The sequence below is a fragment of the Streptomyces africanus genome, from assembly GCF_002150735.1.
In the GTDB taxonomy this organism is placed as follows: Bacteria; Actinomycetota; Actinomycetes; order Streptomycetales; family Streptomycetaceae; genus Streptomyces; species Streptomyces africanus.
In genome coordinates, this window is record NZ_MUKA01000103.1 from 1 (window position 1) to 13,278 (window position 13,278).

Here is a 13,278-nt window from a genome sequence, read left to right on the forward strand (position 1 = left end):
CGGCGACGGCACCGGTCTCGTCACGCGTAAGGACCTGGGCGGTCTCAATCTGTCAACGGTTCCCAAGGTGTTCATCGAGTGCGGCAACATGCGCGATAGCAAGGACGCGGCGTTGCTGACCAGTGGCGCGTGGCGGCAGAAGGCGGCGCAAGGGATCTCTGAGGGAATCGTGAGTTTCCTGCGCGGGTAGCTCTCGGCGGGCTGTTCCGGGCGGACACCCTGGTCGGGCGGACGATAGGGTCCGTTCGTACGATGAGGGGTCACCCCCGCGCTTCACACCGGGGCCTGACGGCGACATGGTGGCAGCGACGCCTCTACCGACGACGAGACGACCTACGAAGGACCTGAAGTGAATATCCGCTCCCTCACTCGAGGCGACGGCGTGGTGATCGGTGCAGCGGTGTTGCTGTTGATCGCGTCGTTCCTCGACCTCTACTCGTTCGACAATGTCCCCGACAGCGTCGACCTCCCCAGCCTGTGGGGAAGCGGGCCGGTCGTGTTCAGCGTCGTACTGGCGGGGATCATCGGCGCCGCGCTCCTCGTCGTCGCCCGGGGCCTGCCGCAGGTACCGAAGGTCGCGGGTCTCGACCTCGGTCAGTTCGGTGCCGCCTTCACCGTGTTCGCCGCGTGGAGCGCCCTCGNNCAACAACGACGAGGGCGCTCCGACCCCCGGCATCGGCCTGATCCTCGCCCTCGTCGCCACGCTGCTCCTGGCCGCCGCCGCCCTCGCCACGCCCCTCGTCCCGGCCCTCAAGGGCGCCCTCATCCCGGCCCCGCGCCCGGCCGCCGCGCAGCCCTACGGCGCGCAGCCGCCCGGTGGTTACGGCTACCCGGGCGCCCAGCAGCCGGGTGGCTACGGGCACCCGCAGCCGGGACAGCCCGGGCAGCCGGGTCAGCCGTACGGCGGTCAGCCCCAGCCCCAGCAGGCGCAGGCGCCGCAGCCGCCGGCCGGGGACTTCTCGCCGTTCTGGTTCGCGGTGCCGGTGCCGCGGCCGCTGTTCGCCGAGGACGGTTCGCCCACGCCGATCGCCGAACTCGCGCCGGGCACCTGGTACCTGGCCGTCGAGCAGCGCGGCGCGGCCCTGGTCGCCCAGACGCAGGACGGCCGTCGCGGGGTCCTGCAGGACACGTCGGGCATCCAGCGCGGCTGAGCCCCTCAACGACGTACGGCCCCTCGCCCTTCCGGGTGGGGGGCCGTTGCCGTACAGTCGTCGCCCACATCGGCTGACGATCCGTCAGGAGGCAGGCGTGCGGCTCGGTCTCGCCCTCGGTTACTGGGGTCGCGGCCCCTCCCCCGGTCATGTGCCGCTCGCGCAGGAGGCGGAGCGGCTGGGCTACGACTCGGTGTGGACGGCGGAGTCGTGGGGCTCGGACGCGTTCACGCCGCTCGCCTGGATCGCCGCCCACACCTCCACGATCAAGCTGGGCACGGCGGTCGCCCAGATGGCGGCCCGTCCGCCGACCACCACCGCCATGCAGGCGCTCACCCTCGACCATCTCTCCGGCGGGCGCATGATGCTGGGCCTGGGCCTGTCCGGCCCGCAGGTCGTCGAGGGCTGGTACGGCCGCCCGTTCCCGAAGTCGCCGCTGACCGCCACCCGTGAGTACGTCGACGTCGTACGGCAGGTGTTGCGGCGCGAGGCGCCGGTCGAGCTGGACGGCCGTTTCCACGCCCACCCCTACCGGGGCCCGGACGCCACCGGCCTCGGCAAGCCCCTCAAGCCGATCACTCATCCCCTCCGCCCGGACCTGCCGGTCCTGCTCGGCGCGGAGGGACCGAAGAACGTCGCCCAGACGACCCGTATCGCCGACGGCTGGCTGCCGCTGTACTGGTCGCCGACGCGGCCGGAGGTGTACGGGGCCTCGCTCGCCGGCGCACCCGAGGGGTTCCTCGTCGCCCCGCTGGCCCAGGTCCGGGTCTGCGACGACGTCGCCGAGGGCCTGTTGCCCGTCAAGGCCATGCTCGGCTTCTACATCGGCGGCATGGGACACGCGGCCCGCAACTTCCACGCCGACCTCATGGCCCGCATGGGGTACGAGGAGGAGGCCCGCCGGATCCAGGAGTTGTTCCTGTCCGGCCGCCGCGAGGAGGCCGTCCTCGCCGTGCCGGACGCCTTCGCCGACGAGATCTCCCTGGTGGGGCCGCGCCAACGCATCGCGGAGCGACTGGAGTTGTGGCGGAAAGGGCCCGTGACCGACCTCCTGGCCCTGGCACCCGACCCGCACACCCTGCGCGTGCTGGCCGAACTCAACTCCCGGTGAGCGGCGGCGGTCACCAGAAGATCGCGATCGCCTCCAGCGTCACCTCGCGGGTCTCCTCGCGCCAGCCGGTCATCTTGCCGAGGCAGCGGGCCGTGAAGGTGCCGGCCGGGATGGAGCGGCGCGCGTTCCCGGGGGCCACGACGCGCATGGACACCGGGGGCTGCTCCTCGCCGTACTCGGCCCGCAGCTCGAATCCCTCCGCCACGTCCGGCACGCGGGTGAAGACGCCTTTGACCGAGACGAACGCGCCGATGCGGCTCAGGGTCACCGCACGGCCGTCCGCCAGGTCGTCGGCGAGGTTCCGGTTCGGGACGACGGTCAGGGCGGTCAGGTCGGCGTGGACGATGGCGTCGGCCCGGTCGAAGGCCTCCAGGACCACACCGATGACGTTGATCGGTTTGTCCTTGCGCACGAACTTGCGGAACGTCTCCTGGCTGACGTCCCGCTTCAACCGGAACCGGAACAGCCAGGTCAGCACCCGGCTCCAGAAGCCGACACTCGTGTCGACCTTCGTCCGCAGCTCGACGGCCTCCTCCAGCGCGGACCGGTAGTTGCCGAGTTCGTACAGGTCCATCACCGCCTGCTCGTCGAGGTACAGGCAGATGCTGTACGCCGACTGCCAGCGCCGCAGGTGTCTGCGCCGGTCCCGGGCATGGCGCACCAGGACCACCGCGAGCACGAGCACGCCGGCGGCCGTCACCAGCCAGACCGTCATCCACGGCCACCAAAGGCTCCACCACAGTGCGTCAGTGACAGCCACGGATCTCCTTGAATGCCTCGGAAAGGGACGAGCCGGCGGCGTCCACCATCCGTCCGCCCGTCCTCGCCGCCGCGCGCCGTAGTTCGCCTGCGTCGGCCTCGCCGAAGTGGACGGGATAGGTGTGGACGGCGGCGCGCACGCCGGCGGGCAGCGCCTTGTGACGGCGTACGAACTCGGCATAGGACAGGCCCGCGTTGTTCTCGCCGTCCGTCATCAGGACGAGGGAGACGGAGCGGTCGGGGTCGGCGGCCCGTTCCCGGGCGGCGGTGCGGTAGCCGTGGTCGAGGGCGGACCACACGGCGGTGGCGTCGCCGTAGCCGCCCCGGGCGACGGTGCCGGCGAGGGCGGTCAGGTCCTTCGGGCCGGTGACGGTGACGGTCTTCTCCTCCAGCACGCGGCCGCCGAACCGGACGACGGTCAGGCGCTCGCCCCGGTAGAAGCGGGTGAACTTGCCGGAGGCGGAGGGGTCCGCGCCGCTGAGTCCGGCGAAGGCCCGGCGCAGGGCGGCCATCCGGGCGCCGCGCATCGAGCCGGAGAAGTCGAGCAGGAAGACCACCTGGCTCGTGGTGCGGCGGACGGGGTCGCCGTAGTCCGCCAGCAGGGTTTCGACGACGGCGGGCCGGTCCGGGTAGAAGAGCGCGTTGCCGACCGGTTCGCGCAGCCGCGGGTCCCGGGTGACCGCCGTGTTCACGGGACGGCGCAGCGTGTGCCGCATGAGCTGCCGCTGCACCGATTCTCGCCGCAGCCACTGCGTGACCTTGTCGTACGCGGTCCGGTGGGCCGGGTTCAGCAGGAGCAGCGGGAAGTCCGCCAGGACCATGCCGTCTTCGGGCCGGACGATCTCCAGGCGGTCGTCGAGGCGGTCGCCGGCGTTGAGGGCGAGCAGGTCGGACTCGTACGTGATGAGGGCGTTGGCCTCGTCCTGGTGATCGACGTAGGAGTCGACGAGGGCGGGGCCGGTGTCGGCGGTGAGGGTCTGGCCGGAGCGGAAGCCGCGCAGCCGGTCGCAGGAGACGTCCTCGGGGCGCAGCGCGGCTCCGGTGCCGGCCGCGGCGGTGGCGACGCCGACGAGGGCGGCGAGCCCGCTGCCGGCGTGCCGGGGGTCGGCCATGCCGAAGCGGACGGTGCCCGTGGCGGCGGCGTCCGCGATGTCCGCCCAGGTGAGCTGGGCGCCGGGCGCCCGGGCGCGAAGCCCCCGTGCCACGTCGGGCTTCAGGCCGATGACGACGGGGGACGTCATGATGGGCGTGCGCTGCAGTCCCCGTGTCGCGCTCTTGTCGGTGAGACGCAGAAAGCGGTCGGACGACAGCCAGGCGAGGTCGTACCTGTCGCGGTCCGGGGCCTGCGTCTCGGCGTCGGCCCGGTGGTCCAGGCGCAGGTCGATGCCGGTCTCGTCCCTCAACTCCGCCAGCACCGCGGCCGGCACGGTGAGGTCGGGGCCGGTGAGCACGCGCAGCCGGACCGTGTCGTCGCGGTCGTCACCCGAGCAGGCGGTGAGCAAGGTGGTGAGGAGCGCCAGGCAGAGCGCCAGCAGGCCCGCGCCGCGCTTCACCGGCTGCCCGTCCGGTCCGGGCAGTCTCCGACGATCTCGATCATCTTCTCCAGCAGGGGCAGGCTGGGCAGGACCGCCCGGGTGTCGTCGGAGGAGGTGGTGGGTACCGGGATGTGCCGCTCGGTGAGGAACCGGGTGAGTTCGTCGCTGGTCTCGCCGCCGGTGGCGTTGCGGGCCCTGAAGCCCAACTCCACGGCCCGCCGCTGGAGTTCGTGGTCGGTGCTGATCAGTTCGCCGAGCCGGGCGCCGTCGCCGGTCAGGGCGACGAGCTGGGGTTCGGTGACGAAGCGTGTGGACGGGTAGAGAAGGACGCGCTCGTCATCGGTCTTTCCCTTCTCTGCCCGGTGCCGGATCTGGTGGGCGAGGAACTGGTGCTCGTAGATCACCGAGATCGGGGCGATGCTGTGCCCGTCGGGGGACAGATACGTTTCGGCGCGTTCGGCGGACGGCAGTCCCTGCTCGACGAGGAGCGGCTTGATCTTCCGGGCGAGTTGCTCGGCCTCGGCCTCGCTGTCCGGCGCGTCGTTCCCGTGCTCGACGAAGGCCACGAGTCCGAGGTAGGTGCCGGCGGAGTTGGACTCGCAGATGTCCGAGGTCTGGGCGAGGATCTTGTTGCCGTTGCGGACGAGGTCGTCGTGGTCGATCTCGTCCCAGCGGTACCCGTCCCGGGAGTCGCGCTGGGTGCCCTTCCTCCTGCCGTGCGCGAGATCGATGAACTTCCGCATGTCGAGGGTGTAGTACATCGGCCGGTCGCCCGGGCCCGGAAGGCGCTCTGCGACGCCTTCGACCGTGAGAACCTCGGCGTAGTCCCGGTAGGTGGCGAGCACGATGGGGCTGACGAACGGGCGGTACAGCAGCACCGGACGGTTCGCCCGGGCGCGCTCCCGGCTGATCAGATCGGCGGCCGGCTGGCCGGAGGGGAAGACGATGTCGTACCCCTCGTAGTCCTGCTTGGCGATCTCACGCGAGCCCATGTTGGTGATGTGCACGCGGAAGCCGTGCTTCATGAGCAGCCGCTCGACCACGGGGTCCTGGAAGAAGTCCCTCTTCGAGGCCATCTTGGCCTCTATGGTGACCACCTGCCGCAGCGGCAACAGCAGATTCCCGGAGGTCACGAGCAGGACCAGCCCGATGACCGGGACAGGCAGCGCCAACGCCAGGGCTCTGCGCAGGCGTCGGCGCGGGGGTCTGGTGACGGTTAACCGCGGCTCTTCGGTGGTGGGTCTGTTCGCGGGCACCTGCGTTCTCCCCCCGTGACACCTGCGTTCTCCCCGTGTGCCGGGCCAGGATCGTCGGTGATGCGGGTGTACCCCGAACGTCCCTTCCGGGAACTTCGGTTGAACGCGGGAGGAAGCGCCCGGGTTTGAACGAGGCCTCGCGGGCTACCCGGTGGGTATGTCCCCTCGATATCGCAATGGTGCGAATCAGGCCGGCACGGTCATCGCCGTCGTCGCCGACATCATGGCCCTCATCCTGGGCCTGTGGATTCTGATGTACCTGCTGGACGCCAACCGCGCCAACGACTTCGTCCAGTTCATCCACGACGCGGCCCGCTGGCTCGCGGGCTGGTCCCACGACCTCTTCACGTTCGACGAGGCCTGGGCCCGAGTGGTCGCCGGTTACGGCTTGGCAGCGGTGGTCTACTTGTTCGTCGGCCACGCCATCGCCAATCGAGTACACCGGCACTGACGCCATAGGGGCGCGGGGAACTGCGCGACAAGCCACACTCAACCCGCGCCCCCAATCAGGCAACAACCCCCCGAGCTCTCAGGCGCAACACTCCGAGTCCAGCCCCACCGGCAGACCCTCACCCCCGAAGACCCGGCACGTGGCCTCATGTCCCCCCAGCGCGGCGACGGCCAGCAACAGCGACCCGGCCGTCCACGTGGTCAACTCCCGAGGCCAGACCGCGTCGTCCTCGAAGACGTACCCCGTCCAGTACAGCCCGCTCTCCGGATCGCGCAGATGCTGGATCGACTGCAGCACCTCCAACGCCCGGTCCGACTCCCCCATCGCCCACAGCGCCAGGGCGAGTTCCGCGGACTCGCCCCCCGTCACCCACGGGTTGGGCACCACGCACCGCACACCCAGCCCCGGGACGACGAACCGTTCCCAGTCCTCCTCGATGCGGGTCTTGGCCTCCGCCCCGGTCAGGGCGCCGCCGAGCACGGGGTAGTACCAGTCCATCGAGTAACGGTTCTTGTCGAGGAACCGCTCCGGATGCCGGCGTATGGCGTGCCGCAGCGCACCCGCCGCCAACTCCCAGTCCGGCTGGGCCTCTTCCCGCTGTTCGGCGATGGCCAGCGCGCAGCGCAGCGCGTGGTGGATGGAGGAGCTGCCGGTCAGCAGGGCGTCCGCCGTGTCCGTGCCGTCGTCGTCGCGCCGCCAGCCGATCTGCCCGCCGGGCTGCTGCAGGCGCAGCACGAACTCCACGGCCGCGTACACCGCCGGCCACATCCGCTCCAGGAACGTGTCGTCGCCGGTGGAGAGGTAGTGGTGCCAGACGCCGACGGCTATGTAGGCGACGAAGTTGGTCTCCCGGCCCCGGTCGGTGACCTCGGCGAAGTCGCCGTCCGCGTAGGCCGCGTACCAGGAGCCGTCCTCGTTCTGGTGCCGGGCCAGCCACAGGTAGGCCGCTTCGGCGGCCTCGTGTTCACCGGCCGCGTCGAGGGCCATCGCGGCCTCGACGTGGTCCCACGGGTCGAGGTGATGACCCCGGAACCAGGGGATCGCGCCGTCCTCGCGCTGCACGGCGAGGATGCCGGCGACGGTCGCGGCGGCCTGTCCTGCGGTGAGGACCCCGGGCAGGACCAGGTGTTCCGTCCGGGGAGTCGTCACTGGGCGTCCGCCCCGCTGTCGGAGAGGCGCGGCAGGTGCGGCTTGGTCGCGTACGCCACGAAGCTCTTGCCGATCAGCGGGTTCAGCGCCTGCTCCGCGACCCGGGTGGCCAGCGGTTTCTTCATGATGTCCCAGACCAGCAGCTTGTGGTACGCCCGCACCGGCAGCACCTTGTCGTTGTCGACGCCGAACGCGCACTTGAGCCACCAGTACGGGGAGTGCAGGGCGTGGGCGTGGTGGGTGCCGTACGGCTCGAGGCCGGCCTCGCGGATCTTCTCCAGCAGTTCGTCCGCCTTGTAGATGCGGATGTGGCCGCCCTCGACCTCGTGGTAGGCGTCGGACAGGGTCCAGCAGACCTTCTCGGGGCCGTAGCGCGGGACGGTGACGGCGATGCGCCCGCCGGGCTTGAGCACGCGCACCATCTCGGCGAGGACGCCCTTGTCGTCGGGGATGTGCTCCATCACCTCGGAGATGATGACGACGTCGAAGGACTCGTCGGGGAAGGGCAGTGCGAGGGCGTCGCCCTCCATGGCCGTGGCGGTGGCGCCCTCGGGGGCCTCGCCGGCCTCCTTCATCGCCGCGAACCACTTCGCGACCTCGCGGATCTCCTCGGCGTTCTGGTCCAGTGCCACGACCTGCGCGCCGCGCCGGTAGCACTCGAACGCGTGCCGGCCGGCACCGCAGCCGAGGTCCAGGACTCGGTCGCCCGGGGCGAGCGGGAACCGGGAGAAGTCGACGGTCAGCACGTGGCCCTGCTTTCGGAGTTGACGCCTTCTACATCTGTGGTGGCCGCGGGAACAGCACCTGCGGGAGCAGCGGACCGGCCGGGGATGCCGGAGGCCGGGGGCGTCACCGTGGAACGGTCGTCGGGCGTTGCCGAGCGGCCCGTTTCGCCTTCCCGGGACCTGGCGATCGCCTCGCGGTAGCGCGCCACCGTGCCCTCCGCCGCCCTGGCCCAGGTGAAGTGCCGCAGCACCCGTTCCCGCCCGGCCGCTCCGAGCCGAGCGCGCAGTTCCGGGTCGCCCAGCAGCCGGACCAGCCCGGCCGCCAGTGCCTGCGAGTCGCCGGGCGGCACCGCGAGGCAGGTCTCCCCGTCCCGGCCGGCGACCTCGGGGATCGCCCCGCCGGTCGTGGCGAGCAGGGGCGTCCCGGTCGCCATGGCCTCGGCGGCCGGCAGTGAGAAGCCCTCGTAGAGCGACGGCACGCACGCGACCTGGGCCGAGCGCACCAGGTCGACGAGTTCCGCGTCGGAGATGCCCTTGACGAACTCGACGGCGCCGTCGAGGCCGTAACGTTCCATCGCCTGGGCGACGGGCCCCTCGGCCGGGCGCTTGCCGACGACGACGAGGTGGGCGCCGGGGTGCTCGGTGCGCACCTTGGCGAGCGCCTCGACGAGGTGGACCAGGCCCTTCAGCGGCACGTCGGCGCTGGACGTCGTCACGATCCGGCCCGGCACGACCGGCACCGAGGGGTCCGGCGAGAACAGGTCGGTGTCGGCGCCGATGTGGACCACATGGATGCGGTCCCGGCGGACGCCGAGGTGGTCGATGATCTCCTGCTGGGACGTGCCGGAGACGGTGAGGACGGACGGCAGCCGCCGCGCGACGCGCTTCTGCATGCGGGTGAAGCCGTACCAGCGCCGCACGGAGAAGCGCCGCTTCCAGCCCTCCGCCGCGTCCAGCTCCAACTGCCGGTCGACGGTGATGGGGTGGTGGATCGTGGTGACCAGGGGCGCGCCCACGTCTCCCAGCAAGCCGTACCCGAGTGTCTGGTTGTCGTGGACGACGTCGAACTCGCCGCGGCGGGCGCGCAGATGGCGGCGGGCGCGCAGCGAGAACGTCAGGGGTTCGGGGAAGCCGCCGGTCCACATGGTCGCGACTTCGAGCGCGTCGATCCAGTCGCGGTACTCGTCGCGCTTCGGTGTGCGGAAAGGATCCGGCTGGCGGTAGAGGTCGAGGCTGGGCAGCTCGGTGAGGCTCAGCCCGTCGTAGCCCTCGTCGAGCACGGGGTACGGCTGTGCGCCGATGACCTCGACCCGGTGGCCGAGGCGGGCCAGTTCGCGCGAGAGGTGCCGGACGTAGACGCCCTGGCCGCCGCAGAACGGGTTCCCTTTATAGGTGAGGAGCGCGATGTGGAGCGGTCGCAAGCCGTCGGCGGCGGGGTCCTCCGGAGCCCCGGCCTCCCTGGCCTCAGCGGTCACTCTGGGCCCCCTTCTGACTGCTCTGTCCCGCGAGATTACGCCGGGACGCTAATCTAGAACAAGTTTCAGACTTGATCGTTCGGAGGCTCTGAATCTACCGGCAGGTAGGGGCGCTGTGAGCAGTGGATCAGGTGATTCACGCCACGGCAGGCGCCGTGCCATGCTGTCTGATCACTCGTCCTCACGGACGGTCACGGAACGGGCCCGACCCATGCCCGCGGAAGCCAAGGTGAGCACCAAGGTGAACAAGGTGGCCAAGGTGGATGCCAGAGCCACGGCCCCCGGCTCCCCGCCCCTGACGGAGCGACAGGAGGCCCGGCGTCGCCGCATCCTGCACGCGAGCGCGCAGCTGGCCAGCCGGGGCGGTTTCGACGCCGTGCAGATGCGCGAGGTCGCGGAGTCCTCGCAGGTGGCGCTCGGCACGCTGTACCGCTACTTCCCGTCCAAGATCCACCTGCTGGTCGCCACCATGCAGGACCAGCTGGAGCACATGCACGGCACGCTGCGCAAGAAGCCCCCGCAGGGCGAGACGGCGGCCGAGCGGGTCGCGGAGACGCTGATGCGGGCCTTCCGCGCCCTGCAGCGCGAGCCGCATCTGGCCGACGCGATGGTCCGGGCCCTCACCTTCGCCGACCGCAGCGTGAGCCCGGAGGTCGACCAGGTCTCACGGCAGACGACGGCGATCATCCTGGACGCGATGGGGCTGGAACACCCCACTGGGGAGCAGCTCTCGGCGGTCCGGGTCATCGAGCACACCTGGCACTCGGCCCTCATCACCTGGCTGTCGGGCCGCGCCTCCATCGCCCAGGTCAAGATCGACATCGAGACGGTGTGCCGGCTGATCGACCTGACGGGGCCCGACGCACACGAATGACCTACGAGACGGGTTCCCTTCGCCGGCATGGTCCGGATCAGGTTCTGGGGGTCGCCTTCCGGTCGCCTGGCCTCGCGGCCCTGCGCCTTCCGGCCTCTCAGCCCTACCGTCGCAGTCGGCACCGGCGGAAGCCGAAGCTTCCTGCCAGAGTCGGCCAACTCCGGTCGGACTCCCTCACTCGTCCCGTAGGCCTGCTTCCAGGCTAGAACTTCTCGCGGCGAAGAGAAGCCCTGTGCTGGATTTTTTTACCTAAATATCCTGAGTATTCCGTATGCCCCCCTTTGAGGCCCCCGCCGCCGCGGACGAGACACCGAGCGGCCGGCCGGGGGCGGGCTGTGCCGCCGCTCTGCGCGGGCGACCGCCGGACGCATCGGTGAGACGGCTCGTCGCTGAGCGACCGTGAGCACGATCTTGCCCTGGATGTGCCCCCGGGCGGCGCGCTCGAGCGGACTTGCGCGCTCGAGACCGTGACGCCCAGCCTTGCGGTCTCTTCTTCGTCGAAGCCGCCAGGAAACACCGGGAACAGCGAAGCGACATTGACGGCACCGATCTGTTCGCACTGGTAGCAGCACTGGCATGGCTCGGCGATCAACCCGCGCTCGCGCCACGCGCCGATCGTCTCTTCGAGGTCGTCGCGAGCGCGACTCTGAATGGCTGACCGTCCGTACGCCGCATCGCGGAAGATCAATGTCAGCGGCGCTTTCGGTGCCTCACCTACTCACACCCGTACTCCTCCGGAGGGAACACCGCCTCCCCGCTGTCCCCCAGCGTGATCGTGATCGCCTCCACCGGGCAGTTCTCCGCAGCCGCCAGCACCCGCTCGTTCGCGTCCGTGTCCGGGGCGGCCGGACGGGACTGCCGGGCGGCGTCCAGGCGGAAGCCGTCCGGTGCGTGGTGGAGGCACTGGGCGGAGCCGATGCACAGGGAGCGGTCGACCTCCACGTGCCAGCGGTCGCCCATCGCTACGCGTCCGCCGGGAGGTGGATCATCTTGTGCTCCAGGTACTCGCCGTATCCCTCGGGCCCGAACTCCCGCCCCAGACCCGAGTTCTTGTAGCCGCCGAAGGGGCCCAGCATGTCCAGGCTGAAGGTGTTGACCGAGTAGGTGCCGGTACGGACCTGGCGGGCGATCTCGATGCCGCGCTCGACGTCCGCCGTCCACACGCTGCCGCTCAGTCCGTAGTCGGAGTCGTTGGCGATCTTCACGGCGTCGGACTCGTCGTCGTAGGGCAGCAGGCAGATCACTGGGCCGAAGATCTCCTCGCGGGCGATGCGCATGGAGTTGTCGACGTCGCCGAAGAGGGTCGGCTCGACGTACCAGCCGCGGTCGAGGCCGGCCGGGCGTCCGCCGCCGGTGAGGATCTTCGCGCCCTCCTCCTGGCCGATGCGGATGTAGTCGAGGTTGCGCCGCTGCTGCCGCCGGGCCACCAGCGGGCCCACCTGGGTGGCGGGGTCCAGCGGGTCGCCGACCGTCAGCGCGCCCGCCGCGGCGGCGAGGGCGTCGGCGAACTCGTCATAGCGGGAGCGCGGCAGGAGGATGCGGGTCTGGGCGACGCAGGCCTGCCCGTTGTTCATCCAGGCCGCGGGGGCGATGCCCGCCACGGCCGTCTCGACGTCCGCGTCGGGCAGGACGACGGCGGCCGACTTGCCGCCCAGTTCGAGCGTCACGCGGGTGAGGTTGCGGGCGGCGACCTCCATCACGCGTTTGCCGGCCGCGACGGAGCCGGTGAAGGACACCTTGTCGATGCCGGGGTGCCCGACCAGGTACTCGCTCACCTCCCGGTCGGCGGGCAGGATCGACAGCACGCCCTCGGGCAGCCCGGCCTCCTTCGCGATCTCGCCGAGCAGGTACGCATCCAGCGGCGACTCGGGCGAGGGCTTGAGCACGGCCGTGCAGCCGGTGAGCAGCGCCGGGGCGAGTTTGGCGGCGGCGACGAACTGCGGGACGTTCCACGGCACGACGGCGGCGACCACCCCGACGGGCTCCCGCCGGACGAGGATCCTGCCGAGCACGCCGTCGCGCCGCTCCTCGTAGGTGAAGTTCCGGGCGACGGTGATCGCCGAGTCCCAGACCATGACGGCACCGAGGGCCTGGGCGAGGACGCTCCAGGAGTACGGCGAGCCGTTCTGGCCGGAGATCACACGGGCGATCTCGTCGTGCCGGGCGGCGATCCCGTCCTTGATCCTGCTCACGACCTCGATCCGCTCGTCGAGGCTCATGCGCGGCCAGGGGCCCTGGTCGAAGGCCCGCCGGGCCACTCCCACGGCCCGGTCCACATCCGCCGTCGAGGCGTGCGGGACGCGTCCGATGACCTCTTCCGTGTGCGGCGAGATCACCTCGATGACGTCCGTACCCAGGGGGTCGGTCAACTCCCCGCCGACGAACAGCTGTCCGTGTTCCACGAGCTCGGTCATGGCCGACTGCCTTCACATCTGACGGTGTTTCAGAAACTGATACCAGTTCTCGTTATAGTGGGCAATGGCCGTGGATCGGAGGGCACATGAAGAGCAGCCAGGACCGCGAGCCCGTACCGGCGGTGTACGACCACGGCGGAGGCGTCCGGTCCCTGCGCGTCCCCATCCCGGACAACCCGCTCGGCCACACACTGGTGTACGTCGTCGACACCGACCGCGGCCCGGTTCTGATCGACACCGGCTGGGACGACCCGGCGTCCTGGAACACCCTCGCGGCCGGACTCACGGCCTGCGGCACCTCGGTCGCCGAGATCCACGGCGTGGTCGTCACCCACCATCACCCGGACCACCACGGCCTGTCCGGCCGGGTCCGCGAGG

General features: G+C 70.9%; 13 protein-coding genes and 3 pseudogenes. 7 read left to right on the plus strand and 9 right to left on the minus strand.

Annotated elements, in window-relative coordinates:
- The 3 genes and pseudogenes from CCL05_RS15730 to CCL05_RS15740 form a co-directional block, all read left to right on the plus strand.
- Positions 1–190 (plus strand): N-acetylmuramoyl-L-alanine amidase (locus tag CCL05_RS15730; protein WP_208641531.1); only part of this gene is annotated, 190 nt, incomplete at its 5' end.
- A 159-nt stretch (positions 191–349) separates the two neighbouring features.
- Positions 350–1,151 (plus strand): annotated as a pseudogene (locus CCL05_RS15735) (hypothetical protein).
- A gap of 97 nt (positions 1,152–1,248) precedes the next feature.
- Positions 1,249–2,262, plus strand: coding sequence for an LLM class F420-dependent oxidoreductase (locus CCL05_RS15740; protein WP_086561132.1), 1,014 nt, complete (start codon positions 1,249–1,251; stop codon positions 2,260–2,262).
- A 10-nt stretch (positions 2,263–2,272) separates the two neighbouring features.
- Here the strand turns inward: CCL05_RS15740 and CCL05_RS15745 are convergent, their stop codons facing one another.
- Genes CCL05_RS15745 through CCL05_RS15755 form a run of 3 tightly spaced genes read right to left on the minus strand, consistent with a single transcriptional unit; the run spans position 2,273 to position 5,812 of the window.
- On the minus strand, positions 2,273–3,022 hold the full coding sequence (locus tag CCL05_RS15745; RefSeq protein WP_143589892.1) for a hypothetical protein: 750 nt from the start codon (positions 3,020–3,022) through the stop codon (positions 2,273–2,275).
- Positions 3,009–4,574: a vWA domain-containing protein gene (locus CCL05_RS15750; protein WP_086561134.1), complete on the minus strand. Its 1,566-nt coding sequence runs from the start codon at positions 4,572–4,574 to the stop codon at positions 3,009–3,011. Before CCL05_RS15750 ends, CCL05_RS15745 begins: the two co-directional genes overlap by 14 nt.
- Positions 4,571–5,812 (minus strand): hypothetical protein, encoded by a 1,242-nt coding sequence (locus tag CCL05_RS15755; RefSeq protein WP_244204288.1) that lies wholly within the window; start codon positions 5,810–5,812, stop codon positions 4,571–4,573. The genes CCL05_RS15750 and CCL05_RS15755 overlap by 4 nt, the downstream gene beginning before the upstream one ends.
- 157 nt (positions 5,813–5,969) lie before the next feature.
- On the opposite strand from CCL05_RS15755, the gene CCL05_RS15760 reads away from it, so the two are divergent.
- Entirely contained in the window at positions 5,970–6,263 is a 294-nt protein-coding gene (locus CCL05_RS15760) for a hypothetical protein (protein WP_010048443.1), read from the plus strand.
- A 78-nt stretch (positions 6,264–6,341) separates the two neighbouring features.
- Here the strand turns inward: CCL05_RS15760 and CCL05_RS15765 are convergent, their stop codons facing one another.
- Genes CCL05_RS15765 through CCL05_RS15775 form a run of 3 tightly spaced genes read right to left on the minus strand, consistent with a single transcriptional unit; the run spans position 6,342 to position 9,612 of the window.
- A complete protein-coding gene (locus tag CCL05_RS15765) occupies positions 6,342–7,412 on the minus strand; it encodes a prenyltransferase (RefSeq protein ID WP_086561136.1) in 1,071 nt (356 codons plus the stop codon).
- On the minus strand, positions 7,409–8,158 hold the full coding sequence (locus CCL05_RS15770; RefSeq protein WP_086561137.1) for a class I SAM-dependent methyltransferase: 750 nt from the start codon (positions 8,156–8,158) through the stop codon (positions 7,409–7,411). Before CCL05_RS15770 ends, CCL05_RS15765 begins: the two co-directional genes overlap by 4 nt.
- Complete coding sequence (locus CCL05_RS15775) at positions 8,152–9,612, minus strand: glycosyltransferase family 4 protein (protein WP_086561138.1); 1,461 nt, start codon at positions 9,610–9,612, stop codon at positions 8,152–8,154. Before CCL05_RS15775 ends, CCL05_RS15770 begins: the two co-directional genes overlap by 7 nt.
- Before the next feature lie 211 nt (positions 9,613–9,823).
- Between CCL05_RS15775 and CCL05_RS15780 the strand changes: the two genes are divergently transcribed.
- Complete coding sequence (locus CCL05_RS15780; protein ID WP_086561139.1) at positions 9,824–10,486, plus strand: TetR family transcriptional regulator; 663 nt, start codon at positions 9,824–9,826, stop codon at positions 10,484–10,486.
- A gap of 392 nt (positions 10,487–10,878) precedes the next feature.
- On the opposite strand, the pseudogene CCL05_RS46175 reads toward CCL05_RS15780, so the two are convergent.
- Positions 10,879–11,015, minus strand: a pseudogene (locus tag CCL05_RS46175) (NADP-dependent oxidoreductase); the annotation flags it as partial.
- On the opposite strand from CCL05_RS46175, the pseudogene CCL05_RS46180 reads away from it, so the two are divergent.
- Positions 11,013–11,144, plus strand: a pseudogene (locus CCL05_RS46180) (TetR/AcrR family transcriptional regulator); the annotation flags it as partial. The pseudogenes CCL05_RS46175 and CCL05_RS46180 sit on opposite strands and share 3 nt — an antisense overlap.
- Positions 11,145–11,200: 56 nt before the next feature.
- Here CCL05_RS46180 and CCL05_RS15790 read toward each other — a convergent pair.
- Positions 11,201–11,446, minus strand: a complete 246-nt coding sequence (locus tag CCL05_RS15790) for a ferredoxin (RefSeq protein WP_086561140.1) — start codon at positions 11,444–11,446, stop codon at positions 11,201–11,203.
- Positions 11,447–11,448: 2 nt separating this feature from the next.
- Positions 11,449–12,900: an aldehyde dehydrogenase gene (locus CCL05_RS15795; protein WP_086561141.1), complete on the minus strand. Its 1,452-nt coding sequence runs from the start codon at positions 12,898–12,900 to the stop codon at positions 11,449–11,451.
- An 86-nt stretch (positions 12,901–12,986) separates the two neighbouring features.
- On the opposite strand from CCL05_RS15795, the gene CCL05_RS15800 reads away from it, so the two are divergent.
- The coding region (locus CCL05_RS15800) for an MBL fold metallo-hydrolase (RefSeq protein WP_143589893.1) at positions 12,987–13,278 on the plus strand (292 nt) is incomplete at its 3' end.